General features: G+C 60.0%; 24 protein-coding genes. 16 read left to right on the top strand and 8 right to left on the bottom strand.

The genetic code is table 11. From position 1 onward, the window contains the following. Positions 1–102 precede the first annotated feature (102 nt). Positions 103–1,029, top strand: a complete 927-nt coding sequence (gene metA / locus ACURWW_RS14670; protein WP_445617752.1) for a homoserine O-acetyltransferase MetA — start codon at positions 103–105, stop codon at positions 1,027–1,029. A 25-nt stretch (positions 1,030–1,054) separates the two neighbouring features. Here metA and ACURWW_RS14665 read toward each other — a convergent pair whose 3' ends face one another. From ACURWW_RS14665 to ACURWW_RS14650, 4 genes are all read right to left on the bottom strand, one after another. Continuing rightward, a complete protein-coding gene (locus tag ACURWW_RS14665) occupies positions 1,055–2,518 on the bottom strand; it encodes an amidohydrolase family protein (protein WP_445617751.1) in 1,464 nt (487 codons plus the stop codon). 182 nt (positions 2,519–2,700) lie between these two features. Then, on the bottom strand, positions 2,701–4,056 hold the full coding sequence (locus ACURWW_RS14660) for an NAD(P)(+) transhydrogenase (Re/Si-specific) subunit beta (RefSeq protein ID WP_445617750.1): 1,356 nt from the start codon (positions 4,054–4,056) through the stop codon (positions 2,701–2,703). Next, positions 4,056–4,349 carry an NAD(P) transhydrogenase subunit alpha gene (locus tag ACURWW_RS14655; RefSeq protein WP_445617749.1) on the bottom strand — a complete coding sequence of 98 codons (294 nt, stop codon included), beginning with the start codon at positions 4,347–4,349 and terminating at the stop codon, positions 4,056–4,058. The genes ACURWW_RS14660 and ACURWW_RS14655 overlap by 1 nt, the downstream gene beginning before the upstream one ends. 2 nt (positions 4,350–4,351) lie before the next feature. Beyond that, positions 4,352–5,494, bottom strand: coding sequence for a Re/Si-specific NAD(P)(+) transhydrogenase subunit alpha (locus ACURWW_RS14650; RefSeq protein WP_445617748.1), 1,143 nt, complete (start codon positions 5,492–5,494; stop codon positions 4,352–4,354). Between the two features lie 789 nt (positions 5,495–6,283). On the opposite strand from ACURWW_RS14650, the gene ACURWW_RS14645 reads away from it, so the two are divergent. From ACURWW_RS14645 to ACURWW_RS14610, 8 genes are all read left to right on the top strand, one after another. After that, the gene (locus tag ACURWW_RS14645; RefSeq protein WP_445617747.1) at positions 6,284–7,651 is read left to right on the top strand and encodes an acyltransferase family protein; all 1,368 of its coding nucleotides are present in this window, start codon (positions 6,284–6,286) and stop codon (positions 7,649–7,651) included. A 14-nt stretch (positions 7,652–7,665) separates the two neighbouring features. Continuing rightward, positions 7,666–8,151, top strand: coding sequence for a PaaI family thioesterase (locus tag ACURWW_RS14640; protein ID WP_445617746.1), 486 nt, complete (start codon positions 7,666–7,668; stop codon positions 8,149–8,151). Next, positions 8,148–8,609, top strand: a complete 462-nt coding sequence (locus ACURWW_RS14635) for a PaaI family thioesterase (protein ID WP_445617745.1) — start codon at positions 8,148–8,150, stop codon at positions 8,607–8,609. Before ACURWW_RS14640 ends, ACURWW_RS14635 begins: the two co-directional genes overlap by 4 nt. 147 nt (positions 8,610–8,756) lie before the next feature. After that, positions 8,757–10,685 (top strand): molecular chaperone HtpG, encoded by a 1,929-nt coding sequence (gene htpG, locus ACURWW_RS14630; RefSeq protein WP_445617744.1) that lies wholly within the window; start codon positions 8,757–8,759, stop codon positions 10,683–10,685. Between the two features lie 226 nt (positions 10,686–10,911). Beyond that, positions 10,912–11,940 carry an NAD(P)H-dependent glycerol-3-phosphate dehydrogenase gene (locus ACURWW_RS14625; protein ID WP_445617743.1) on the top strand — a complete coding sequence of 343 codons (1,029 nt, stop codon included), beginning with the start codon at positions 10,912–10,914 and terminating at the stop codon, positions 11,938–11,940. Between the two features lie 35 nt (positions 11,941–11,975). Further along, entirely contained in the window at positions 11,976–12,431 is a 456-nt protein-coding gene (gene sixA / locus ACURWW_RS14620) for a phosphohistidine phosphatase SixA (protein ID WP_445617742.1), read from the top strand. A 54-nt stretch (positions 12,432–12,485) separates the two neighbouring features. Further along, a complete protein-coding gene (locus ACURWW_RS14615; protein WP_445617741.1) occupies positions 12,486–13,355 on the top strand; it encodes an alpha/beta fold hydrolase in 870 nt (289 codons plus the stop codon). Between the two features lie 69 nt (positions 13,356–13,424). Continuing rightward, positions 13,425–14,315 carry a DUF4892 domain-containing protein gene (locus ACURWW_RS14610; RefSeq protein WP_445617740.1) on the top strand — a complete coding sequence of 297 codons (891 nt, stop codon included), beginning with the start codon at positions 13,425–13,427 and terminating at the stop codon, positions 14,313–14,315. A gap of 2 nt (positions 14,316–14,317) precedes the next feature. Here the strand turns inward: ACURWW_RS14610 and folE are convergent, their stop codons facing one another. Next, the gene (gene folE, locus ACURWW_RS14605) at positions 14,318–14,860 is read right to left on the bottom strand and encodes a GTP cyclohydrolase I FolE (RefSeq protein WP_445617739.1); all 543 of its coding nucleotides are present in this window, start codon (positions 14,858–14,860) and stop codon (positions 14,318–14,320) included. Positions 14,861–14,974: 114 nt separating this feature from the next. Between folE and prmB the strand changes: the two genes are divergently transcribed. From prmB to ACURWW_RS14590, 3 genes are all read left to right on the top strand, one after another. Next, complete coding sequence (prmB, locus tag ACURWW_RS14600; RefSeq protein ID WP_445617738.1) at positions 14,975–15,892, top strand: 50S ribosomal protein L3 N(5)-glutamine methyltransferase; 918 nt, start codon at positions 14,975–14,977, stop codon at positions 15,890–15,892. Between the two features lie 134 nt (positions 15,893–16,026). Further along, positions 16,027–17,130, top strand: a complete 1,104-nt coding sequence (aroC, locus tag ACURWW_RS14595) for a chorismate synthase (RefSeq protein ID WP_445617737.1) — start codon at positions 16,027–16,029, stop codon at positions 17,128–17,130. 8 nt (positions 17,131–17,138) lie between these two features. Beyond that, positions 17,139–17,912 (top strand): amidohydrolase, encoded by a 774-nt coding sequence (locus tag ACURWW_RS14590; RefSeq protein WP_445617736.1) that lies wholly within the window; start codon positions 17,139–17,141, stop codon positions 17,910–17,912. Between the two features lie 430 nt (positions 17,913–18,342). Here the strand turns inward: ACURWW_RS14590 and ACURWW_RS14585 are convergent, their stop codons facing one another. Together ACURWW_RS14585 and ACURWW_RS14580 are read right to left on the bottom strand one after the other, a co-directional pair. Then, positions 18,343–19,107 (bottom strand): TIGR04219 family outer membrane beta-barrel protein, encoded by a 765-nt coding sequence (locus ACURWW_RS14585; protein ID WP_445617735.1) that lies wholly within the window; start codon positions 19,105–19,107, stop codon positions 18,343–18,345. A 180-nt stretch (positions 19,108–19,287) separates the two neighbouring features. After that, entirely contained in the window at positions 19,288–20,157 is an 870-nt protein-coding gene (locus tag ACURWW_RS14580) for a LysR family transcriptional regulator (protein WP_445617734.1), read from the bottom strand. Between the two features lie 167 nt (positions 20,158–20,324). Here ACURWW_RS14580 and leuC point away from each other — a divergent pair, with 167 nt between their 5' ends. The 4 genes from leuC (at position 20,325) to ACURWW_RS14560 (ending at position 23,596) form a co-directional block, all read left to right on the top strand. Beyond that, positions 20,325–21,746, top strand: a complete 1,422-nt coding sequence (gene leuC / locus ACURWW_RS14575) for a 3-isopropylmalate dehydratase large subunit (protein ID WP_445617733.1) — start codon at positions 20,325–20,327, stop codon at positions 21,744–21,746. A 10-nt stretch (positions 21,747–21,756) separates the two neighbouring features. Continuing rightward, the gene (gene leuD / locus ACURWW_RS14570) at positions 21,757–22,401 is read left to right on the top strand and encodes a 3-isopropylmalate dehydratase small subunit (RefSeq protein ID WP_445617732.1); all 645 of its coding nucleotides are present in this window, start codon (positions 21,757–21,759) and stop codon (positions 22,399–22,401) included. A 488-nt stretch (positions 22,402–22,889) separates the two neighbouring features. Then, positions 22,890–23,135 (top strand): Imm32 family immunity protein, encoded by a 246-nt coding sequence (locus ACURWW_RS14565; RefSeq protein WP_458618506.1) that lies wholly within the window; start codon positions 22,890–22,892, stop codon positions 23,133–23,135. Between the two features lie 101 nt (positions 23,136–23,236). Next, on the top strand, positions 23,237–23,596 hold the full coding sequence (locus tag ACURWW_RS14560) for a hypothetical protein (RefSeq protein WP_445618391.1): 360 nt from the start codon (positions 23,237–23,239) through the stop codon (positions 23,594–23,596). A gap of 254 nt (positions 23,597–23,850) precedes the next feature. Here ACURWW_RS14560 and ACURWW_RS14555 read toward each other — a convergent pair. Further along, a partial coding sequence (locus ACURWW_RS14555; protein ID WP_458618505.1) for an IS91 family transposase occupies positions 23,851–24,527 on the bottom strand: 677 nt, incomplete at its 5' end.

Here is a 24,527-nt window from a genome sequence, read left to right as displayed (position 1 = left end):
CTTTAGCGGCACGATGTTCAGAGCCGAGAGAGTGGGTTTTTTTACGCCCTTCCTCCGCCTCCCGGTTACTTCAGTCGTCTTCTACTGCAAGGAAAACAAGGCATGCCCATTCGCTTACCCGGAAATCTACCCGCCGCCGATGTGCTCCAGCGGGAGAATGTTTTCGTGATGTCCGACCAGCAGGCCCAGCATCAGGACATTCGTCCCCTGAAGATTCTGCTGCTCAATCTCATGCCCAAGAAGATCGAGACGGAGATCCATCTGATTCGCATGCTCTCGAACACACCCCTGCAGGTGGACCTCGAGCTCATGCGCATTCACGACAAGCCCTCGAAGAACACATCCATCGAGCACATGGAAACCTTTTATAAGGAATTTGAGGGAGTCAAAGACCGCAAATTCGACGGCCTGATCATTACCGGCGCGCCTCTTGGCGCAATCCCGTTTGAAGAGGTGATCTTCTGGGAAGAGTTGAAAACGGTCATGGACTGGAGCCGCACCCACGTGACCTCCACCCTGTTCCTGTGCTGGGCGGTGCAGGCGGCCATGTACCACCACTACGGCATCATGAAACGGGTTCTGGACAAGAAGGTGTCCGGGGTCTTCGCTCATCATCTGGTGAAGCCCCACTCGCCCATCGTGCGCGGCTTTGATGATGTGTTCGATGCGCCTCATTCGCGCTATGCGGAGATCAGCATGGAAGCCATCGCGTCCCGCCCCGAACTGGAAGTGGTGGCCGCCTCGGAGGAGGTGGGCGCCTTTCTGGTCGCGCGCAAGGACGGACGCCAGGTGTTCGTGATCGGTCACTCGGAATACGAGCCGAACTGCCTCAAGGACGAATATGAGCGGGATATGAAGGCGGGGTTGAATCCCTCGATTCCGGAAAACTATTTCCCGAACGACGATCCGACCCAGCAGCCCACCGTTACCTGGAAGAGCCACGGCAACCTGCTGTTCAACAACTGGCTGAACTACTACGTTTACCAGCTCACGCCCTTCGACATGGAAAAGATTGGCGGGGAATGGTAACCGGTGGCTGGCAGTGCTCGCTCTGTCAGCCCGGTGAACCACCGCTTGCGCGCAGCAGGTTGAGAAATTCCCGGCGGGTTTTAGGTCCGTAGGTCTTGTAATGGGGTCTGGGATCATTCAGGTAATTCTGTCGTTCCAGGGCCACCCGGTCGTTGCCGGCCCGTTGCAGAACTTCCTCCATAGTGATGTTGTAAGGCTTCATTGCGTTGAGCCCAAAGACCTTGGCCCGCAGTTCTGGTGTTATCTCCGGGTAACCGAACTGTTCACGCAGTTGCTCGCCGATCTGAAAAGTCCGGAAGGCCTGAATCTGATCCTGGGGTGAGCCATACCAGATGGAATCGGTTCCCCAGAGCACATTATCCTCGCCGATATACTTGAACAGCTTGCCCAGACCATGGGCCGCGGAGTCCGGGTCGCGCAGCAGATAGCGCCAGGTGCTCCCGAGCTCCGCGTAGACATTGCTGTTGGTGCCCAGTTCGTTGTCCACCACCGTCTTGATCAGCGAGTCGATACCCTCGTTTCGCTCGGGCCGGAACTCCCGTTCCGGCTGGCCCGGCACAAAGCCCGAGTGATACACAAGGAAGTTCACGTCCGGGAAGCGCTTGGCCACTACGCCGATATCATCGCACAGGGAGTGCTCGTAGGATTCCTGCCCGAACGGCAGGCCCTTGTGGATGCAGATATTCCTGATGCCGAGGCTGCGGGCCTTTTCAATAAAGGCGATGCCCACGTCGTCATGTAAAAAGAAGCCTTTGCCGTCGGGGCCCCATTGGGTGTAAGTCTTCCAGGCGGAGATCCGGTAGCGCTCGGCCAGTTCGTCCATGCCTTCCAGGTCGCCGTCCTGGTTTGGATTCACGCGCCCGTGCACCATCAGACGGTGGGTGCCGTCCATCCGTTCCACGATGGCCTGGGTCTCCGCAGCCTCCTCGATGGTCAGGGGTTCGGCATCCCGGCGGGACGGCACGAAAGACAGCACGATCATGTCCGTATCGCTGTCGAGGAACACATCCTTGATGAATTCCTGGCTGCCCAGGCATTGCAGATAGCTCCGGTCCCCCGGCTCGTCGCCCAGCGCGCAGCCCGCCTTGGGCATTTGCCGCAATGGCCGCGCGGAGGCGGGCAGGTTTTTCAGCCAGGCACCCTGAGGATTTACGAAGTGGCCCTGGACGTCGAAAATGAATTCGCGACCGCCGAGTTGCTCCGCAGCCAGTTGCGGGTCCACCGCGGCATCATCAGCCAGTTCGAACCGACCGCCGATGGCACCGGCCTGGGCCTGCACACGATTGAAGGTCAGTAGGGTACTGGCGGCCGCGCAGGCCGAAACCAGAAACTTCCGTCGATCCATGCCCGCGCGCCTGGCGTCCCGTCCAATGGCTTCCCTGGCCAGGCTGTTGGCCTGCCGGTTCAGCGGTGACAGAGGGATGGGGGCAAACTCCCCGTTGGAGGTACTGTCCACCTTGATCGGCAGACGATGCTCGAACTCGCTCATGGTCGACTCCTCGGAAGCACGTCCTCCAGACGCTACAACCGGCTTCGGGAGGGGTCAAGGAGGGAGCCGCGCTCCCCGCGCCAATATGTTGCGAGGTCCGTTCGGTTCATGGCTCGACCCCCAAATTGCGGACATAAAAAAGCCCGGCCGGGGCCGGGCTTTTTTTCGATCGGACGAGAGGATCAGTCTCCGAACGCGCGTATCAGCGTATTCAGGGTTTCCTTCGCGTCACCGAAGATCATGCGCGTGTTCTCCTTGAAGAACAGCGGATTGTCCACGCCGGCGAAGCCGGAAGCCATGGAGCGCTTGAGCACGAACACGGTACGCGCCTTGTCCACGTTGATCACCGGCATGCCGTAAATGGGGCTGCCTTCCATCTCGCGTGCGGCCGGGTTTACCACGTCGTTGGCACCGATCACGATGGCCACGTCGTAGGTTTCCATGCGCGGGTTGACCTGGTCCATTTCCAGCAGCAGGTCGTAGGACACGTCCGCTTCGGCCAGCAGCACGTTCATGTGCCCGGGCATGCGGCCGGCGACCGGATGGATGCCGTAGTGAACCTCGGCTCCGTTGTCCTCGAGCAGCTCCTGCAGTTCCTTCACCGCGTGCTGGGCCTGGGCCACAGCCATGCCGTAGCCGGGTACGACCAGAACGCTGGTGGCGGCTTCCAGCACGTAGTACGCGTCATCCGCGGACAGGGGTTTGACCTCGCCTTCGATTTTCTCGGCAGACTTGCTGACCTTGCCGAAGCCGGAGAAGAGCACGTTGGTCAGGGAGCGGTTCATGGCCTTGCACATGATCTGCGTGAGGATGATACCGCTCGCGCCCACCAGTGACCCGGCTACGATGAGAATGTTGTTCTCGATGGCAAAGCCCGCAGCCGCCGCGGCAACACCGGAGTAGCTGTTCAGCAGGGAGATGACCACCGGCATGTCCGCGCCACCAATGGGCAGAACGGCCAGAATACCCAGGGCCGCAGCCAGGCCAATGGCCAGGTAGAGCCAGGTGGGATCGGCCGGTTCCATCACAAACAGCACACCGCACACCAGGATGGCGATCAGGATGGCGGCATTGACGAAGCGCTGGCCCACGAACTGCACCGGGCGGCCGGTGACTTTCTCACTCAGTTTGCCCCAGGCGAGAATGGAACCGGTAAAGGTCACGCCGCCGATGAGGATGGACAGGAAGATGGTGATCAGCACGAAGTTGCTGAGGCCTGTTTCCACCGCGGCCCAGCCCACCAGCAAACTGGCGAGACCACCGAAGCCGTTGAACAGGGCCACCATTTCCGGCATGGCCGTCATGGCCACCAGACGTGCAGCCAGGGCACCAATCACGGCCCCCACCAGGAAGCCGACAATGATCCAGGAGAAGTCCACGATGCCACCGGCGAGCAGGGTAACCACCACGGCCACCAGCATGCCCAGGGAGGACAGCATGTTGCCCTTGCGAGCGGTTCCGGGATGTCCCAGCAGCTTGAGGCCGAAGATAAAAAGAACCGTGGCGACGACGTATGAAGAGTTAACGAGAATATCCATTACTTACCACCACTTTCTTTTTTCTTGAACATGGCCAGCATGCGGTCGGTCACCATATAGCCGCCCACCACGTTGATGGTGGCGAAGGCAACCGCTGCGGTTCCCAGGTACTTGGCGAGGGTGGGCTCGACGTTGCCGCCGGCGGCAACCAGAGCACCCACCAGAGTGATCCCGGAAATGGCGTTGGCCCCGGACATGAGGGGAGTGTGCAGAGTAGCCGGCACTTTGCGGATCAGCTCGAAACCCACGAAGATGGCCAGCACAAGGACGAAGACCTGATAGACGATTTCCATTGTTACGCTCCTTGGTAATGCTTGCTGATCACTTCGTTGACGATCTTGCCGTCGTGGGTGATGACCGCACCCTGCAGAATGTCGTCTTCAAAGTTGAGGGTGAACGCCTTCTTCTCCTCGTCCCAGTAATCGGCGATGAGGTTGAAGAGGTTGCTCGCGTACATTTCGGTGGCGTCGGTAGAAACCTGGCTGGGCCAGTTGCCGCTGCCGATCACAGTCACGCCGTCGATCTCAACGTCTTCTCCGGGCACGGAGCCCTCCACGTTGCCGCCGGTTTCCGCAGCCATGTCCACGATCACACTGCCAGGCTTCATGCCCGCGATCATGTCCTTGCTGACCAGCACCGGAGGCTTGCGCCCGAAAACCTGGGCGGTAGTGATGACGATGTCGGACTGGGCGATCTCGTCCTTCTGTCCCTGCTTCTGCTTCTCGATCTGTTCCGGGGTGAGCTGGGTGGCGTAGCCGTCTTTGGTCTGGCCGGTTTCACCCAGGTCGATGTGCAGGAATTTACCGCCCAGCGATTCCACCTGTTCGGCAACGACGGTGCGCGTATCAAAGGCGGTGACCTTCGCGCCCAGGCGCTTGGCGGTCGCGACGGCCTGCAGGCCCGCCACCCCGGCGCCGATGATGAAGACCCGCGCGGGCTTCAGTGTGCCGGCCGGGGTCATCATCATGGGAAGAATTCGGTTCAGACGCTCGGCCGCCAGGATCACCATGACGTAGCCCGCCAGGTTGGCCTGGGAGCTCAGCGCGTCCATTTTCTGGGAACGAGTGGTGCGGGGAATCATCTCCATGCTCAGGGCAGTGATGTTCTTCTCCCGGAATGCGTCCACCAGCGACTGCTCGTTGAAGGGGTCGAGGAAACTGATGTGAATGGAGCCGGACTTGAGCGCAGCGACTTCTTCGATGGCCGGCTTCTGGATGCGCAGCACAATGTCGCCATTGCCGAGCAGGGCCGTGCGGTCGGCAACGATCTCGCCGCCTGCGTCAACAAAGTCCTGGTCGGCGTAGCCGCAGTTCATGCCTACGCCGGCTTCCAATTGCACGGTAGCGCCGAGGCGTACCAGTTTCTTCACAACAGCTGGCGAGAGCGGTGCCCGCTTTTCACCCGCACGTTGTTCCTTGGGTATTGCAATCACTGTCATAGTCAGTCACACAGGTTTTATGAGCCTTGGCTATCCTGAAGTGTGTAGGGCGTCCAGCTTGCAAACCGGGGCTTGCAAAGTTATTGCGGGAAAACGGGAAAAACACAGGCGATGTGCCTACTACCTGTTTACAGATGCAAGGTGCTTCGCTGACTTGACGGGTTGTTGAGCAATCCCGCCAGCCAAAAGCCGCAGCCTTGCAGTGACTCCCTCGAAGCGGTGTCTGGACGTCTGAACCTCAGGGTTGAATCTCGATGCTTTCCGCTCAGCTCTGAACACCTGTCTCCCATCTCGGATGGGGGTGGTTTCCAGAGTGCTGCAGGGCCATCTCGATGTCTAGCGTCTGGTCTCCGATCAGATTCAAGCATGCCCGCGGGCACACTTATTTTTGGTGATACCCGGCCTCGAGGACCAGGCTTGTGCTCTCCAAGCATGGTTCACAACTGCCACGCAAACAAAGATTTCCTCTTGCAAAACAAAGGGATACGCTTGTTCTGCGGGTGTGAACCAGTGCGCTATCTTAAAAAATACCCATGAGCTAGGCAAATAACCTATAGCTATGGTCGCTATCGCAAGTCCTTATGACTCGCGGGAAAACAATAACCGGGGGCTATGACGAAGGGTTTTCCGAGGCCGCGTCCCCAACGCCAGCCGGCGCAGCGATGCATTCTCCGCGAGAGTCAGAACGTTGCAGCGCAGTGAAAAAGAAGGGAGCCCCTACATGGAAATCACCCGCAAATGGTGACATGATTATCGGCTAAGCAGAATCGTTCCGAGTGATAGGTGATTATGGCTAGCTCCTTCTGGTCCCGATATAAAGAAGCTCTCAATGTAAAAAAAGACCTGCGGGATGTGTTCATTCGTCCCCACGACCGCTACGCCACTCTGGATGGCGTGCGGGCCATTACGGTGTTGCTCATGGTGCTGTTCCACGTGCTTTTTGGCGTCGTGGTGCTGCTCAAGGACAACTTCGATTACATCGATCGCTTCATCGCCGAGTTTCCCCGATACCTGGGGTGGATGTGGCAGTCCCAGGGTTCGGATCCGCTCTTTGTTCTGTGCGGCCTGCTGGTGAGTTACACCCTGTTCCGGGAATACGAGAAGACCTCGGGCATTCAGTTCATGCGCTTCTACAAACGACGCCTGATGCGCATCATGCCGGTGTTCATTGTCGCCCTGCTTCTTTATCTGCCCACGGACAAGGACAACATTGGCCACCTCTGGTCGAATCTGATCTTCATGAGCAACTACATCCCCGGCGAGCGCCACGTCATTCCCGTGGGTTGGTCGCTGGATGTGCAGCTTCACTTCTACTTTCTGCTGCCCTTTCTGATTCTGGTGATGTACAGCATCCCCTGGCGCATCACCTTCCTCACCACGCTGGTGCTGGCCAGCTTCGCTTGGCGTTACTATATTGTGGCGCGCAATCCGGAGATCTACGAAAGCCCGTTCTATCAGATCATTTATGACAGCGAGTACGGCTCCCTGCTGGCCAACCAGCTCTATTACGATCTGGACGTGCGGATCGGTGCCTTCTTCCTGGGTATGCTGGTGGCCTACCTGCACCACTACCATGGCAAGCAGATCAAGGAATTCCTCAGCCGGCACATGGTGCTGAACACCGTGCTGGTCCTCGCGGGACTGGGGATGATTGTCGCGTCTATATCCCTGCCGATCGAGAACCGCTTCGCGGACTTCTACGACACCTTTGACCCCCAGTTCAATCTGCTCTTCCTGGCCTTTGATCGCTACGTGTATTCGGTGGGGCTTTCCATCGTGGTATTGCTGGCCCTGTGCCCGGTGGGCATCAGCCGCTGGGTGGACTGGGTCCTGTCCTGGAAGATCTGGCATCCCGTGGCGCAGCTGATCTTTCCCATCTACCTGTTCCACTTCATCTTTATTGTGATTGGCGCGGTGATCGCGCTGTGGACCACGGATCGCGAATCGATTACCGCAGTGACGACCTACCAGGTGTTCCTGATTTTTGCCATCACGGTCGTGCTTACCATGGCGTTTTCGGCGCTGGTGCATGTCTACGTGGAGAAGCCCTTCCTGACCATGCGGGAGCGGGACGGCGTGCGGGATCACTCCGCCATACCCAACACCATCCCCACCAACCACGGTGGAGCACCCGCCGTTGAAAAAGCTCGGGTCTGAGCAGGAGGCGAGGGGTGGACGAAAGCGAGCTGGCCAAATTCCGCGAGTACTTCATCTCGCGCCTTAACGCCGCTCGCGAGAACCACGTGGCTGCCCTGGGGCTCAAATGCAGTTTCATTGAACCCGGCCGGGCGGGCATGTACATGGACTGGCAGGAAGAACTGGCCGTGAGCGGGACCAGCGGCATTGTGGCCGGGGGGGCGATGACGGCCCTGCTGGACAGTTGCTGTGCTTTGGCGGCGGCCACATCGGGCGAGGAAATCGCCTTTTCTCCCACCCTCGATCTGCGCATGGACCACATGGGGCTGCCAGACCCCCGCAAGCGTCTGAACGCCGAAGCGGAGGCGTATCGGGTCACCTCCTCGGTTATCTTCACGAGCGGCATCATCTTCCACGATGACCCCGAACGTCCCATCGTCCGGGGGCTGTTCAATTTCACGCCCATCAGTCAGAGAGTGGCGGACACCGGCACGGCTCCTTCCGGGGAGGGCCAGTCATGAGCGGCTCACCGGATTTTCAGGAGGTGTTCCGCCGGGCCCGGGAACAAAACCAGGCCCAGCTGTTGGTGGATGCCATCCCCTATGCCGGCTTCCTGGGCATACGGGCCCTGGAGGAGGACGGCGAACTGATCTTCCACCTGCCGCCGCGCCAGTTGAACGTGGGCAATCCGGTCCTGCCTGCTCTGCACGGCGGCGCGGTGGCGGGGTTTCTGGAGATGTCCGCGGTGGTCTGCCTGCTCATGTCCATCGATCCCGACAAGCTCCAGGGCCCTGTGCGCATACCGAAGCTGGTGGATTTCTCCGTGGATTATGTGCGTGCCTGCCGCCTGACCGACAGCTATGCGGCCTGCGAGGTGGTGCGGCAGGGGCGAAAGCTGGCCAACGTGGCAGTCCGCATCTGGCAGGATGATCGCAGTGTTACCACGGCAACCGCGCGCTCCCACTACCTGCTGGTCTGAATCTTCCCTCAGTAACCTTCGCCTGCCGGGTTGAATTCCCCGGTTGCGTCCCCATTTCTGACACTCTCTTTTTCAGCCCGCCCACGGAGCCTCCGTCGGACGGGGACGTTATACAGACTGCCAGATACCAGTTTCAGGAGCGCAACCATGTCCGCAGAAGCACTGAAGGAAACCCGGGGTTTCGAAACGGAAGCCAAGCAACTGCTGCATTTGATGATTCACTCCCTGTACTCAAACCGGGAGATTTTCCTCCGCGAGCTCATTTCCAACGCCTCCGATGCGGCGGACAAGCTGCGCTTTGAAGCCTTGTCCAAAAACGAGCTGTTCGAGGACGATCCGGAGCTGCGCATCCGGGTGGATTTCGACAAGGACGCCAAAACCATCACCGTCAGTGACAACGGCATCGGCATGTCCCGGGACGACGTCATCAAACACCTGGGCACCATCGCCAAATCCGGCACCGCCGAATTCCTGCAAAACCTTACCGGGGATCAGAAGAAGGATTCCAGGCTGATTGGCCAGTTTGGTGTAGGGTTTTATTCCGCATTCATCGTGGCCGACAAGGTGGAAGTGTTCAGCCGCCGCGCGGGCCTCGCACATTCCGAAGGGGTGCGCTGGGAAAGCCTGGGCGAAGCAGAGTTTACTGTCGAGAACATCGAGCGCCCGGAACGGGGCACCACCGTAGTCCTGCATTTGAAGCAAGACGCCCTGGAGTTTGCCGACCGCTGGCGTTTGCGCACCATCATCAAGAAGTATTCCGATCACATCTCTCTGCCCATCGAAATGCGCAAGGAGGCAGAGCCCGAAAGCGCCGAATCCGAAGACAAGGAAAAGCAGGAGGAGCAAGCGCGCCCCGAGTGGGAGACCGTCAACACCGCCACCGCCCTCTGGACTCGCGCGCGCAGCGACATCAAGGACGAGGAGTATCAGGAGTTCTACAAGCACATTTCCCACGATTTCAGCGAGCCGCTCACCTGGAGCCACAACCGGGTGGAGGGCAAGCTCGATTACACCAGCCTGCTCTACATCCCCCAGCGTGCGCCGTTCGATCTCTACAACCGCGATGGCGCCCGCGGCCTGAAGCTTTACGTGCAGCGCACCTTCATCATGGACGATGCCGAGCAGTTCCTGCCGCTCTATCTGCGGTTTGTAAAAGGTGTGGTGGATTCCAATGATCTGTCCCTGAACGTTTCGCGGGAGATTCTGCAAAAGGACCCGAACATCGAGGCCATGCGCAGCGCCCTGACCAAGCGGGTTCTGGACATGCTGGAAAAGCTCGCCAAGAAGGATTCGGAAAAGTACGCCACCTTCTGGAAGGAGTTTGGCCAGGTCCTCAAGGAAGGCCCGGCGGAAGACTTCTCCAACAAGGAAAAGGTCGCCAAGCTGCTGCGCTTCTCCACAACCCACACGGACAAGGCGGAGCAGGATCAGTCCCTGGACGACTACGTCGGCCGCATGAAAGACGGACAGAACAAGATCTACTACGTGGTGGCGGAAAACTTCGCCACCGCGAAAAACAGCCCCCACCTGGAAGTCTTCCGCAAGAAGGGCATCGAAGTGCTGCTCATGTACGATCGCGTGGATGAGTGGCTGGTCAACAGCCTCATGGAGTACGACGGGAAGTCCTTCCAGGACGTGGCCAAGGGTGCGCTCGATCTGGGCGATCTGGACTCCGAGGAAGAAAAGAAAAAGCAGGAAGAGGTCAGCAAAGAACTGGAGGGCCTGTTGGAGCGCACCAAAAAGGTTCTGGAAGACCAGGTGGAAGAGGTTCGCCTTACCCACCGGCTCACCGATTCGCCGGCCTGTCTGGTGGTCGGAGAATACGACATGGGCGCCCAGATGCGTCGCATCATGGAAGCTGCGGGGCAGACTGTGCCATCCAGCAAGCCCAGCCTTGAACTGAACCCGGAGCACCCGCTGGTGAAGAAGCTCGATCAGGAGCCTGATGAGGACCGGTTCGCGGACCTCACCCGCATTCTGTTCGATCAGGCCCACCTGGCGGAAGGCGGAGCCCTCGAAGACCCGGGCAGTTATGTGCAGCGCCTGAACAAGCTGTTGCTGGAACTCTCCCACTAGCCCGTCGCTGCTTCGCCGTCCGGACATGGATGTCCGGCGCGTGTCCGCGAATCGGCGGCGGGGCTCGACGGTTCAGTGTGTTCAAACCCCCGGCGCAGGTGTATCGAGGATCAGCTCAACTTGTAATTGCGCCTTAAGCTCACATAGACTCTCTTTTCTTGGGGCTATAGCGGCTCTTTTCCGTAACAGACTTATGCAGTAGGGCGCTTGCGCCGAGAGGAAAGTTATGGCGTCTGGGGACAGAATCACCGTTTTGGGCGGCGGCAGTTTCGGCACCGCCGTTGCCAACATCATCGCCACCAACGGCCATCCCGCTTTTTTGTGGATGCGCAACGGGGAGCGGGCCGCGCGTTGCCAACGCGAGCGCCAAAATGCCGACTACCTGCCGGGATATACCTTCAGTCCCAACCTCACTGTCACCTCCGATTTTGACGAAGCGCTGCGCGCAAGCAATATCGTGTTCATCAGTGTGCCCAGTGGAGCCTTTCGGGAGGTGGCCCGTCGTGCCGCCCCCCTGTTGCAGGAAGGCGCCATGGTGATCAGTACCACCAAGGGCATCGAAGCCCAGGGCTTCACCCTGATGAGTCAGATTCTGCAGCAGGAGCTTCCAGGTGTACCCATCGGAGTACTCAGCGGCCCCAACTTCGCCAAGGAGATTGTGCAGCGCCAGTTGACGGGCACGGTGATCGCCAGTGAAGAGCCGGCTGTTCTTGCCAAGATTCCCGCCATTCTCAGTTCCGACACCTTCCGGGTTTACACCAACGAGGACCTCTACGGGGTGGAGCTCGGGGGCGCTCTCAAAAACATGTACGCCATCATGGCCGGTATGGCCGCGGCCCTCGGGGTGGGACACAACAGCACCGCCATGTTGCTGACCCGCAGCCTGGCGGAGATGGGCCGCTTTGCCACCCGCCTGGGGGCCGACCCCATGACCTTCCTCGGCCTCTCTGGCGTGGGTGATTTGATTCTGACCTGTACCTCCGACCTCAGCCGCAACTATCGCCTCGGCTATGCCGTCGGCAAGGGGGAGAGCGTGGAAGCGGCCATGGCCGAGATCGGCCAGGCCGTGGAAGGGGTGAATACCGTCAAACTGGTCAAGCAGAAGGCCGAGGAATTATCGGTCTACATGCCTTTGGTGTGCGGGCTCTACGCCGTGCTCTTCGAGGGCAAGGCCATCGCCGATGTCATGCGACAGCTGATGCTTGGAGAGCAGAACAAGGACGTGGAGTACACCAGGGCCGCTGCGCGCGTCTGATCCCAACCTGATTCCTACAAAGAATAAATCGAATTATGAAACTGTTTGTACTTAGGCACGGACAGGCGGAAACCTTCGCCCCCAGTGATGCCGCCCGGGAATTGACCGAGGCGGGACGGCGCGAAGTGCGTCAGGTTTTAAGCAAGAGCTCGGAGGAACTGGCCGGCGTGAGCCAGATGTGGGTCAGCCCATTGGTGCGGGCCCAACAGACCGCCGACCTGGTGGGCGAGGTGACTGGAGCCGTTGCCCGGGAGACCAGCGAGGTGCTCCTGCCCGAATCAACGCCCACCGATGTTGTGGATCGACTACTGATCGACCTGGATCAGGACGGCGACTACCTTCTCGTGGGTCATCAGCCGCTGCTGGGGGAACTGGTCAGCGGCCTTTGCGGAAAGGCCAACGGCTACTATCCCATGGACACCGGTGCGCTGGCCCGCATCGAGCTTGATTGTCCCGCCCTGGGTTGCGGTGAGTTGATCTGGCTGCGGTAGCGCGGCGATGCGGTTTTGAAGGGCGGCTCACGGGCCGGCCAAACGAGGACAGAGATGGATTCAGTGACAGCAGTGGGCAACAGCCGCAACATCCAGTTTGAATTGCAGGACCTTGTGCTGGCGGGGCAGGAGTGGGGAATGCCGGGCGGCCTGCCGATTCTGGCGCTGCACGGCTGGCTGGACAACGCCGCAAGCTTCGATGTGCTGGCACCCCAACTGGACGATGTACACCTGGTGGCACTCGACTGTGCCGGACACGGCCTCAGCGACCACCGGGCCACCTACAATATCTGGGAAGACGTGGGTGAGCTGTTCGAGGTCGCGGATCAGCTGGGCTGGCAGCAGTTCGCATTGCTGGGCCACTCCCGGGGAGCCGCAATCTGTACCCTGGCGGCGGGCACCTTTCCAGAACGGATCAGCCATCTGGCGCTCCTCGACGGGCTCCTCCCCACCCTGACGCCCGCAGAGGAGGCGCCCCAGCAACTCGCGCGCTCCATCATTGACCGCCGGCGACACCGCCAGCGCGGCTTCGCCCTCTACCCGGACCCGGACAGCGCTGTCCTGGTGCGCCAGCGCAGCGAAATCCCCTTGAGCGAATCGGCCGCGCGCCTGCTGGTCCGGCGGGGCCTCAAGGAAGTCGACGGGGGCTACACCTGGCGCAACGATCCGCAACTCAAGGCCGCTTCCGGGTTCAGACTGACAGAAGATCATGCGGATGCTTTCGTGCAGCGGGTGACTGCACCTATTCATCTGACCCTGGCGGAGGAGGGGATTCCCCGCTTGAGCGCCCGCTTCGAACAGTTGGTGGCCCGCTATCCGCAGGTACAGGTGGATCGGCTGCCCGGCGGCCATCACCTGCACATGGAGCGCGAATCGGCGGCCCGCCTGGCACCGGTTCTGAACCGCTTTTTTCATCATCGATAACGGCTGATCATGCTTCGTACCGGACGATCACAATCTTCGCGTTTGCCCAAGTCCTGGCTGGCGATACTTTTGGCGGCGCTCTTCCCGATGGCCGGTTTCGGGGCTGTCTCCCAGGAGGCCCTCAATGAACTGCTCACCCCCTATCTGCGCTCCCAGGTGGTGGATAGCTCCGATGGGGGAGTGGTCGACTATCGCCTCGCCACTGGAGCCACCCAGAAAGTGAGCGGCCGCTGGGCCCCGGAGGAAGAACTGCGCCGGGCCGGGGAATTGAGCCGCGTCACCCTGCAGATTCCGAGCGGTCACGACGCGGAGGAGATCTACCGCTACTACCGCCAGCGTCTGGCCGCCCTGGATGCCCGCGCTCTGTACCTGTGCAGCGAGCGCAACTGCGGCAGCAGCAACAGCTGGGCGAACGATGTATTCCAGATCAAACAGCTCTACGGCCTCGACCAGGATCAGTACTACGGCATCTTCGAGGCCGTGGATCAGGAGGACCAGCTCAATTACGTGGTGATCTACACAGTTCGGCGCGGCAACGGGCGAGTGTATGCGCACCTGGAATTGCTGCGCACCGAGCAGGAATCCGCTCTGGGGGTGGCCCCCAATCCGGGGGCGATTGCCGAACAATTGCGGGACCGTGGCTATTACGCGGTCTCGGGGCTGCGTCTGCAGGGTGGGCGGCTGGAGTTTCAGCCCGAGCACATGGCAGCACTGGCCCAGGCCCTGCGCCGGGATCGTCTGCTAAGTGTGCGGGTGGTGGGCCACGATTACGCCCGGGGGTCGCTGGACGAGCAGATGGAACGCTCACGAGGCCACGCCCGCCGACTGGTCGAGCGCCTCGTGGAAGAAGGAGTCCCCGAAGATCGTCTGGAAGTGCACGGTGTGGGCAGTCTGGTTCCGCCCCGCAGCAGCGAAGGCAAGCGGGATCAGAGTTTCAGAGTGGAGCTGGTGGTGCGCTAACCTTACCGATTGATCAGCGACAGGAATTCCGTACGGGTGCTGGGGTTGCTGCGGAAGGCACCCAGCATGGCGGAGGTGGTCATCAGTGAGTTTTGCTTTTCCACGCCGCGCATCATCATGCACATATGTTTTGCTTCGATGATCACGCCCACACCCAGCGCGCCGGTGACCTCTTCGATGGTGTTGGCGATCTGAATGGTGAGCTGCTCCTGGATCTGCAGGCGGCGTGCGAACATGTCCACGATGCGGGCAATCTTGGACAGACCGAGCACCTTGCCGGTGGGGATGTAGGCCACGTGAGCCTTGCCGATGAACGGCAGCAGATGGTGTTCACAGAGGGAATAGAGTTCAATGTCCCGCACCAGCACCATTTCGCTGGAGTCGGAGGGAAACAGCGCCCCGTTGACGATTTCCTCCACCGTCTGGCCGTAGCCGCGGGTCAGAAATTTCATGGCCTCTTCGGCGCGGGCGGGGGTATCTTTCAGTCCGGGGCGGGTAACATCCTCGCCGATGGCCTGGATGATGCGGGCGTAGTCTTCTTTCATCGTCGATCTCTGAGAATCAGCCGTGGCGACCCACGGCGCAAGCAGGCGCAACCCTACGACAAGTTTTCGTGGCCGTAAAGGCCTTTTCCAGTATCACCGGGAACGATCGCACTCATGGCAACCACATACACCTGGCCCAGCGCCCCCTGCACTGTGCAAGAGGCCCTGGGATGCGCGGAATACAACTTCCAGCAAGCAAACCTTTACTTCGGCCACGGCACCGACAACGCCTGGGACGAGGCAGTCGCCCTGGCCCTTCATGGTCTCGGCCTTTCCTGGATGGATGAAAGCTGGGACCGGGAGGCCATATTGCAGCGGCCCCTGGATCAGGCTGAGCTCTCCAGGCTTGTGGAACTGTTCGAGCGCCGCATCGACGAGCGCATTCCCGCCGCCTACATCACCGGGTCCGCCGTTTTCGCCGGGCTGGAATTTCGGGTCACGGAGGACGTTCTGGTGCCGCGTTCGCCCGTTGCCGAGCTGATCGAAAACCACTACGCCCCCTGGGTTCAGGAGGCGCCGGACAAGGTTCTGGATCTGTGTACCGGCTCCGGCTGTATCGGCATTGCCACGGCCCTGGCCTTTCCGGAGGCTCTGGTGGACCTCAGCGATATTTCTCGCGCGGCCCATACCGTCGCGGAACACAACCTGCTGGCCTACGGGCTGCAAGACCGGGTGCGGGCGGTGGAAGGGGACCTGTTCTCCGCAGTGGAAGGGGAGCAGTACGACCTGATCGTCTGCAACCCGCCCTACGTGGACGCAGAGGACCTGGCCGCCATGCCCGCGGAATACCAGGCGGAGCCGGAAATCGCCCTGGGCTCCGGGCCGGACGGCCTGGACTTCTGTCGTCGCCTGCTACGGGAGGCGCCGGACTTCCTGAGCGAGAGAGGTTGCCTGATCGTGGAAGTGGGCAACAGCTGGGAGGCTCTCGAGGCGGCCTATCCCCGGGTTCCGTTCACCTGGCTGGAGTTTGCCCGGGGCGGTCACGGGGTATTTGTGCTGACCGCCGAGGAACTCCAGCGGCACTTCCGCTGAGCCTCAGGGACCGCTCAGTTCCCGCGGTGGCCAAAATGCTATAATCCGCCCCCTTTTGCCGCCGGGCGGGCGATTGCCAGCGGGCCGGCAGCGTACATACTCAGTCATTCAGCAGACATCCGGGAAGCACGATTATGGCCGGCAACACCATTGGCAAACTGTTCACCGTGACCACCTTCGGCGAAAGCCACGGGCCGGCCCTCGGCTGCATTGTGGATGGCTGCCCTCCCGGGCTCGCCCTGACGGAAGCGGACATCCAGGGGGATCTGGACCGGCGCAGGCCAGGCCAGTCCCGCTACACCACCCAGCGCCGGGAAGCGGATGAAGTAAAAATCCTCTCGGGCGTCTTCGAAGGCCGGACCACCGGCACGCCCATCGGGCTGCTGATCGAGAACACCGACCAGCGCTCCAAGGATTACAGCGATATCAAGGACACCTTCCGCCCCGCCCATGCGGACTATACCTACCAGCACAAATACGGCGTGCGGGATTACCGGGGCGGCGGCCGCTCCTCGGCGCGGGAAACCGCCATGCGTGTGGCGGCGGGGGCAATTGCCAAGAAATACCTGCGCGAGCACCTGGGGGTGGAGGTGAGGGGTTACCTGTCTCAACTGGGCCCCATCAAAGTGGACACGGTGGACTGGGCCGAGGTACACAACAACCCTTTCTTCTGCCCCGATGCGGACAAGGTGGAAGCCATGCAGGACTTCATGGCGGCACTCTCCAAAGAGGGGAACTCCATTGGAGCCAGAATCACCGTGGTCGCCACCGGCATGCCGCCGGGCCTGGGCGAGCCGGTTTTCGATCGCCTGGATGCCGACCTGGCTCATGCACTCATGAGTATCAATGCCGTCAAAGGCGTGGAGATCGGTGCAGGTTTCGCCAGCATCGAACAGAAGGGCACCGAGCACCGGGATGAAATTACCCCCGAGGGCTTTGCCAGCAATAACGCCGGCGGTGTTCTGGGGGGCATCTCATCGGGACAGGACCTGGTGGCCAGCATCGCCCTCAAGCCCACCTCCAGTATTCGCCTCCCGGGCCAAAGCATCGGTATAGATGGACAGGCGCGCGAAGTGGTTACCAAGGGCCGTCACGATCCCTGCGTCGGAATTCGCGCGACTCCCATCGCCGAGGCCATGACAGCCATCGTGCTGCTGGACCACTACCTCCGCCACCGGGGGCAAAATGCGGATGTGAACAGCGGCATACCCCGTATTCCTTCCGAGCTGAACAGGTAAACCGGCCCATGCAGGATCTGACACTGACCATTGTTCAGGAATCCCTGCTCTGGCAGCAGCCCCAGGCCAACCGCGACCGTTTTGAAAAGCTGCTGGAGAAGGAAGCCCAGGGCAGCGACCTGATCGTCCTCCCGGAAATGTTCACCACGGGCTTCGACCTCAGCTCCACCGCCCAGGCCGAACCCATGACGGGGCCGACCGTTCAATGGCTGAAGGCGCAAGCGGCGAAACTGAACGCGGACATCACCGGCAGTGTAATGATCGAAGAGGGCGGCAGGTACTTCAACCGGCTGCTGTGGGCCAGACCCGACGGAACCCTGCACAGCTACGACAAGCGCCACCTGTTCAGCTTCGGCGGGGAGGACAAACTCTACACGGCGGGCAACCGGCGGCTGGTGGTGGACTGCAAGGGCTGGCGTTGCTGCCCGCTGGTCTGCTACGACCTGCGCTTCCCGGTCTGGAGCCGCAATCGCAACGACTACGACCTGCTGCTCTACGTGGCCAATTGGCCCAAGGTGCGCATCAACCACTGGTCGAGCCTGCTGGTGGCCCGCGCCATCGAGAACATGAGCTACGTGGCCGGCGTCAACCGGATTGGAGACGACGGCAAGGGGACCGCCCACAACGGCCAAAGTGTGGTGTTGAGCCCGAAAGGCAAGCCCATGGTGGAACCCGGAACCCGGGCGGGATGCTACACCGTCACCCTCGATCACGCGCAACTGCAGCGCTACCGGAACAAATTCCGCGCGCTGGATGATGCGGATGATTTTGTGATTCGCTGAAGGGTGGGTGCGAAAAGTTGTTGGGTTACGGCCTTGCGGCCTAACCCAACCTACGGTGCGGAGTTGCGGGTAGGTTGGGTTAGCGAAGCGTAACCCAACAAGCAAACAACCCGTGCTACCGGAAAACTGTTGGGTTACGGCCTTGCGGCCTAACCCAACCTACGGTGTAGAGTTACGGGTAGGTTGGGTTAGCGGAGCGTAACCCAATAAATACCACGTGCTACCGGAAGGTTGTTGGGTTACGGCCTTGCGGCCTAACCCAACCTACGGTGTGGAGTTACGGGTAGGTTGGGTTAGCGAAGCGTAACCCAACAAATACCACGTGCTACCGGAAGGTTGTTGGGTTACGGCCCTTGACTAACCCAACCTACGGTGAGGAGTTACGGGTAGGTTGGGTTAGCGAAGCGTAACCCAACAGCTACGCCGCGAATCAGAAGTGCAGATAAATGGAAGCGAAGGCGCCTTCCAGATCCAGGTCCGCATCCAGGTCGCTCACGTCGTCCAGCTGCACGGAGAAGTTGCGAACGCCCACCTCGACACCGAAATCCAGCACCAGACCATCGGACATATAACCCACGGCTGCTTGCAGATCACTCATATCGCTGTCGTCGTAGCGGGTGAAGTTGCCGCCCGCGCTTACGTAAAAGCCGGTCAGCGGCAGATTGAACTGGGCTTTGCCGTAAACCATGGGAACCGTCTCATCCAGAGTCTGGTCACTGGAAGCGCCGGTCGTCTCGCTGCGGAATCGAACCTCGCCGTCGAACTTGCGGAAGGTCAAACCCAGATCCAGGTTCACCCAGTTGTCCAGCAGTTCGTAGTAGAGGGTCGCATCCAGATGGCTGAAGTCCAGGTCCGAGGCGATTGTCTCGCCAGCCGTATAGGTCTGCCCATCCAGATCAAAAGTCCGGCTGATGGAACTCAGCTCCGACATGGACATATCCGTGTTCTGGAGGCGGATGTTGGGAATCAGCGGAATCGGATGCTCCAGTGCAACGTAGTAGAACTCGTTGTCCTGTTCGTCCAGCCCGAAATCCTCCAGGTTGGCGCCCAGCCGATCCACGTCGCCCACCTCACCGGAGAGATCCGTTTGCCAGACACCGCCGCCCGCGTAAATGCCGAGGATGGTGTCGCTGAATGCCAGAGGCGAAGCGCTAAGCAGGCCGGCCAGGCAAAGGGGTTTAACTAGCTTGTTCATGGATCCCTCTCTTGCGTTTTCAGAGTGTCTTATTTGCCAGATGTGAAAAATCAGGTCTGTGAAGCAGACCGCCCCAAAAGAGGCAGTTGGCGCGCAATTTACCAAAATAGCTGAGCTTTGTGGGTTAAGCCAGCCAAATCGTCCAACAAATGTGACGGGGTCACCGGTTATTCAGCGCTGTTAATCCGGCCCGTCAATCAGCTCAAGAAAGCGGCGGGCCGCATTACTCCGGCTTCTCTCTTTATGCAGGATGCAGCCCAGAGTCCGGGCGAGCTGAATGCCGTCCACGGGCAGCACCCGCAGCTGTTCGTCGATCAGAGTCTCCGGCAATACGCTCCAGCCCAGCTCGATGGACACCATCATCTTGATCGTCTCCAGGAAATTACTTGCCAATTTGGTGGTCAGCGGCAGCCGGCGGGCCTCAAAGAGCTGGTTTACGATCTGCGCCGTATAGGTGTGAGCCTCCGGCAGTATCGCCGGGTAGTCGCAGAGCTCACCCAGAGTCAGCGAAGTGCGCCGGGCGAGGGGGTGACTTGGCGACGCAACAAAGCGCAGCGGATCGTCCCAGATGATCCGCGACTCGATCGAGGGCGGCGGATTGGGGGACAGGGTCACAACGGCCAGATCCAGCCGGCCGCTCTGCACTTCTGCGTAGGCCTTCTCGGAGTCCAGAAAACTCAGCTGTAAATCCACATCCGGATACTGCCGAACGTATTGGCTCAAGACAGGCGGCAGCCGGTGCAGCCCCACATGATGGCTGGTCCCCAGGTTAAGCTCCCCGCCCACCTGGCCGGACAAGTCGTTCAGGTGTTGCCGGGCCTCTCGCACCGTTTGCAGAATGCGATGAGCACTGGGCAGGAGCACCCGCCCGGCTTCCGTCAGCCGCACCTGCCGCCCCACGCGGTCAAAAAGCCGCGCGGACAACTGCTCCTCAAGGGCCGCCACCCGCTTGCTGATGGCCGGCTGAGTGAGGTGCAGCGCCTCAGCGGCGATGGAGAACGAGCCGCTTTCGGCAACCCGTACGAAGGCCAGAAGGTTCTGAGTTTCCATGCAAATTTCCGCAGATCATGGGGAGCGCGTCGGCGCGTTGATCTTTTATGGGAGCACCCTAGCGAATTCCAAAAAGGAATGCAAAATATTAAAAATATGAATTTGTGTTATTCATCCGTATCGCCTATCTTCTCAACTCCCAAACAAAGAACCGGAACAGGTGCGACATGGCAGGTAAAACCCTCTACGACAAACTCTGGGACGCCCACTTGGTGAAGCAGCGGGACGACGGCTCCGCGCTGCTCTACATCGACCGGCACATCATTCACGAAGTCACCTCCCCCCAGGCGTTTGAAGGGCTGCGCCTGGCCGGCCGCAAACCCTGGCGGGTGGACGCCAACATCGCCACGCCGGACCACAACGTACCCACCACCGCCGCGGAGCGGCAGGCGGGTGTGGAAGGGATTGCCGATCCCATCTCCCGGATCCAGGTGCAAACCCTGGACGATAACTGCACCGAGTTCGGGATTCAGGAATTCACCATCAATGATCGCCGGCAGGGGATCGTCCATGTGGTCGGCCCCGAAACAGGCGCCTGCCTGCCGGGCATGACCATTGTTTGCGGCGACTCCCACACCGCCACCAACGGCGCGTTGGGCGCACTGGCCCACGGCATCGGCACCTCCGAGGTGGAGCACGTGCTGGCAACCCAGTGCCTCGTCACCAAGAAGATGAAGAACATGCTCGTGAAAGTGGACGGCAAACTGCCCCTGGGTGTGACCGCCAAAGACGTGGTGCTCGCCATCATCGGCAAGATCGGCACCGCCGGCGGCACCGGCCACGCCATCGAATTTGCAGGGGAAGTCTTTCGGAACATGTCCATGGAAGGCCGCATGACCGTTTGCAACATGGCCATTGAGGCGGGCGCACGCGCCGGCATGGTGGCCGTGGATGAGAAGACCATCGACTACGTACAAGGGCGCACGCTTGCCCCTACCGGGGAAGCATGGGAGCGCGCTGTAGAAGACTGGAAGAACCTCCACAGCGACCCGGACGCGCACTTCGACTCCGTCGTGGAAATGCGGGGCGAAGACATCGAGCCCCAAGTCAGTTGGGGAACCTCTCCGGAGATGGTTGTACCGGTTAATGGCCGCGTGCCCAACCCCAACGATGAGCCGGACCCGACCCGCAAGGAGAGCATCAAGAGCGCACTGGCCTACATGGATTTGCGGGCGGGGCAGGCCATCGGCGACATTCCCGTGGACGTGGTCTTCATCGGCTCCTGCACAAACTCCCGCATCGAAGACATCCGCGAAGCGGCCGAAGTCGTCAAAGGCCGGCAAAAAGCACCGTCCATCAAGCGGGCCATGATCGTCCCCGGTTCCGGCGCAGTGAAAGCCCAGGCCGAACAGGAAGGCCTGCATGAAGTGTTCACGGCCGCCGGTATCGAATGGCGTGAACCCGGTTGCTCCATGTGCCTCGCCATGAACGCGGACAAACTGGAGCCCGGCGAGCGCTGCGCCTCCACATCAAACCGCAACTTTGAAGGGCGCCAGGGCTACGGTGGCAGAACCCACCTGGTCAGCCCGGCCATGGCAGCGGCCGCAGCCGTTACCGGACACTTTGTTGACGTGCGCACTCTCGATTAAGGAAAAGACAATGAAAAGCTTTACCACACTCACCGGCATTGTCGCTCCCATGGATCGCCCCAATGTGGATACGGATCTGATCATCCCGAAACAATTTCTCAAATCCATCAAGCGCAGCGGCTTTGGTCCCAACCTGTTCGATGGCCTGCGCTACCTGGACGAAGGACAACCGGACGCGGACAACAGCGGCCGCCCGCTGAACCCCGAGTTCCCGCTGAACATGCCCCGCTACCAGGGCGCCCAGATCCTGCTCACCCGCAAGAACTTCGGCTGCGGCTCCAGCCGCGAGCACGCCCCCTGGGCGCTGGACGACTACGGCTTCCGCTGCGTGATCGCCCCCAGCTTCGCGGACATCTTCTACAACAACTGCTTCAAGAACGGCTTGCTCCCGGTCGTATTGACCGAGGCTCAAGTGGATCAACTCTTCGCCGAGCTTTACCCCAGCGAGGGCTACGAGCTCACCGTGGACCTGGAGCAGCAACAGGTAGTAACGCCCAGTGGCGATGTCTTTCACTTCGATGTAGACGACTTCCGCAAACACTGCCTGCTGAACGGATTGGACGATATCGGCCTCACCCTGCAGGACGCGGACACAATCAAAGCCTACGAAGAACGTCGTAAGCAGCAAGCCCCCTGGCTGTTTGCCCGCGCGTAACGAGCCCTACCCTTCAGGGCCGGAGTGGATGTATCCGTGCATCCGCTCCGGCTCACCCCTTCCGCTCACCCTTCCCGCCCTCCGGCAATCATCAGCGCAAACCCCTCCAACCTAAACGGGTGTGACCGTGCCGTTCAGCAGCACAGTGGCCGATCGACATCACTCCACCGTCTGCGCGTAAGATTGGTCTCTGGGTTCCGGCTTTCGTTCTCACGCCGTTTTTCATCGACACTTTGTCGAGTATTATCCGAAAGGCGATAAGTTATTGTTTTTTTTAAATATTTCTAAGCGTCTGTGCGCATGAGTATTACGGATGCGTTGATCTACGCTCATATTTACGGCCGAAATCCCTTGAAGAAACCCATCCAAGTCGTTGCCAGACAACAACTTTCAGTCCATCGGACGCCGCCCACTTGAGCGTGGATCAGCAACATGTAAATATGAGCGTTGCGCCAATGATTAAACTGTTATGAGTTTTTGGGATTAAAATGCTAACCGTAGAAAAAGATAAAAAAGCAGAGCAGGTGTTCATTCACGGTTCTCCTGAAAAACTCCGGTGGTTGGCTTCCCGTCTAGAGGCCATAGCAGTGGAAGCTGAAATATCTGGCCACTCACACGACCACTTCATGACCGAGGCATGGGGTGGCAATGAGTTATCGGGCGAAGTTCAGGGTGGCAAAGAGTCCCATGCATTAATCAATCACTTAATAGTCTATGGTTGGGGTAGTAGGTGATGGCAACTCATAACAAGGCGCACCAATTCGCCACCGCAAGCGGTGGCCGGACGCTCGCAAGCTCGCGCCGTTGTGCGCGGCGTTATGTTTGACGAGATCGCATGAAGAAATCTGGAATAATTGCCGGAACGCTAGTCGGAACCTTCTTGGTTTCTGCAATCGTAGAGGCGAGGTGGCCTTTGCTGGCCGAAGCCGCGCTCGTGACCCATGTGTTCGTAATTGCGTTCATGCTTTATTGGTGGGTTGGCCAGCACGCACTCGAGCAAGGCCTAACGTCCCCGCCAGCAGGGGCAAAGCTTTCGGCAGCGCTCATCGCCCCTATTGGACTTGCCTACTATTTCTATCGCGGCTACGGTTTCCAATCCGGTACCATCAAACTGATGTTGGCCATCGTGCTATTCGTCCTCTCTTCAGTGCTATACATGGTTCCATTCTATGTGGTTCAGTGGCTCCAAACATAACAAATAAGGATATGTTGCGCTTGCCGCAACATATCTGATTGTTGAACGAGCCCGGTGGTCCTTATTAAGTAAATAAATTGAATGCTGGCTGGTATCACAATGCCGCCCGCGGAAGGGCGGCGCGAACGCTGGGCGAGCGTGGACCTCGCCCGGAAGGCGATAAAAATTGATGCCAATGTCACATAGAGATGGTCACCCCTGTCGCTACAGCCTGTTCATCCTCGCGTACTTTGGCGTCCGTGCTATCGCCGGCTTTATCCCGGCCTGTTTTTGGGGTGGACGATACCGCTCACACGCATGGCGGCGCTGCAGTGCGGGCAAGGCCGGCTCACAGTTTTCTTAAGCGGTACGGCGGACGGCTGTATACGAAGCACCCACTGTAGAACGCGAAGCACAGCCTTCGCATTGCCATGCAAAAAGCCATAATCGCGCGCACGTCGAAACCCCTTGGGCAGACAGTGCTGCAAGAGCAGCCCGATAAACTGCTCACCGGTCACAGTGCGGGTTTTCCACCGATTGGTCTTGGCGTCGCGATAACGGAAGGTGACATTGCGGCCATCGTCAGAGAGGATGTTGGCGTTGCTGAGGACGCCGCGGTAGAGGTAGCGCGCGAGGTAACGCAGAGCTTCTGTGCCTTTGCCGACGCGGTTGCAGTGGGCGACCCATTTCCTGGGCGTGGGGCCGGGCGCGATGCCGGCCTCCGACAATGCCCGTAGGAAGGCGCCACGGAACGCTGCGGCCAGGGCGCGGCCGTTGAACAAATAACGTCCGCGAACTTTGCGCCACTGTCTGCGGGCTTTATGCACGACGCCACCCGGAACGACCATGTGCACGTGCGGATGGTAGTCCAGGCAGCGGGTGTGGGTGTGCAGCACCGAGCAAAACCCCAGTTCGCCACCCATGGACTTATCGTTTTGGGCAAAGGTCTTGA

The sequence above is a fragment of the Gilvimarinus sp. F26214L genome (assembly GCF_054401055.1).
Note: the sequence above shows the minus strand (reverse complement) of the source record. Positions and strands in the feature narration are given on the sequence as shown.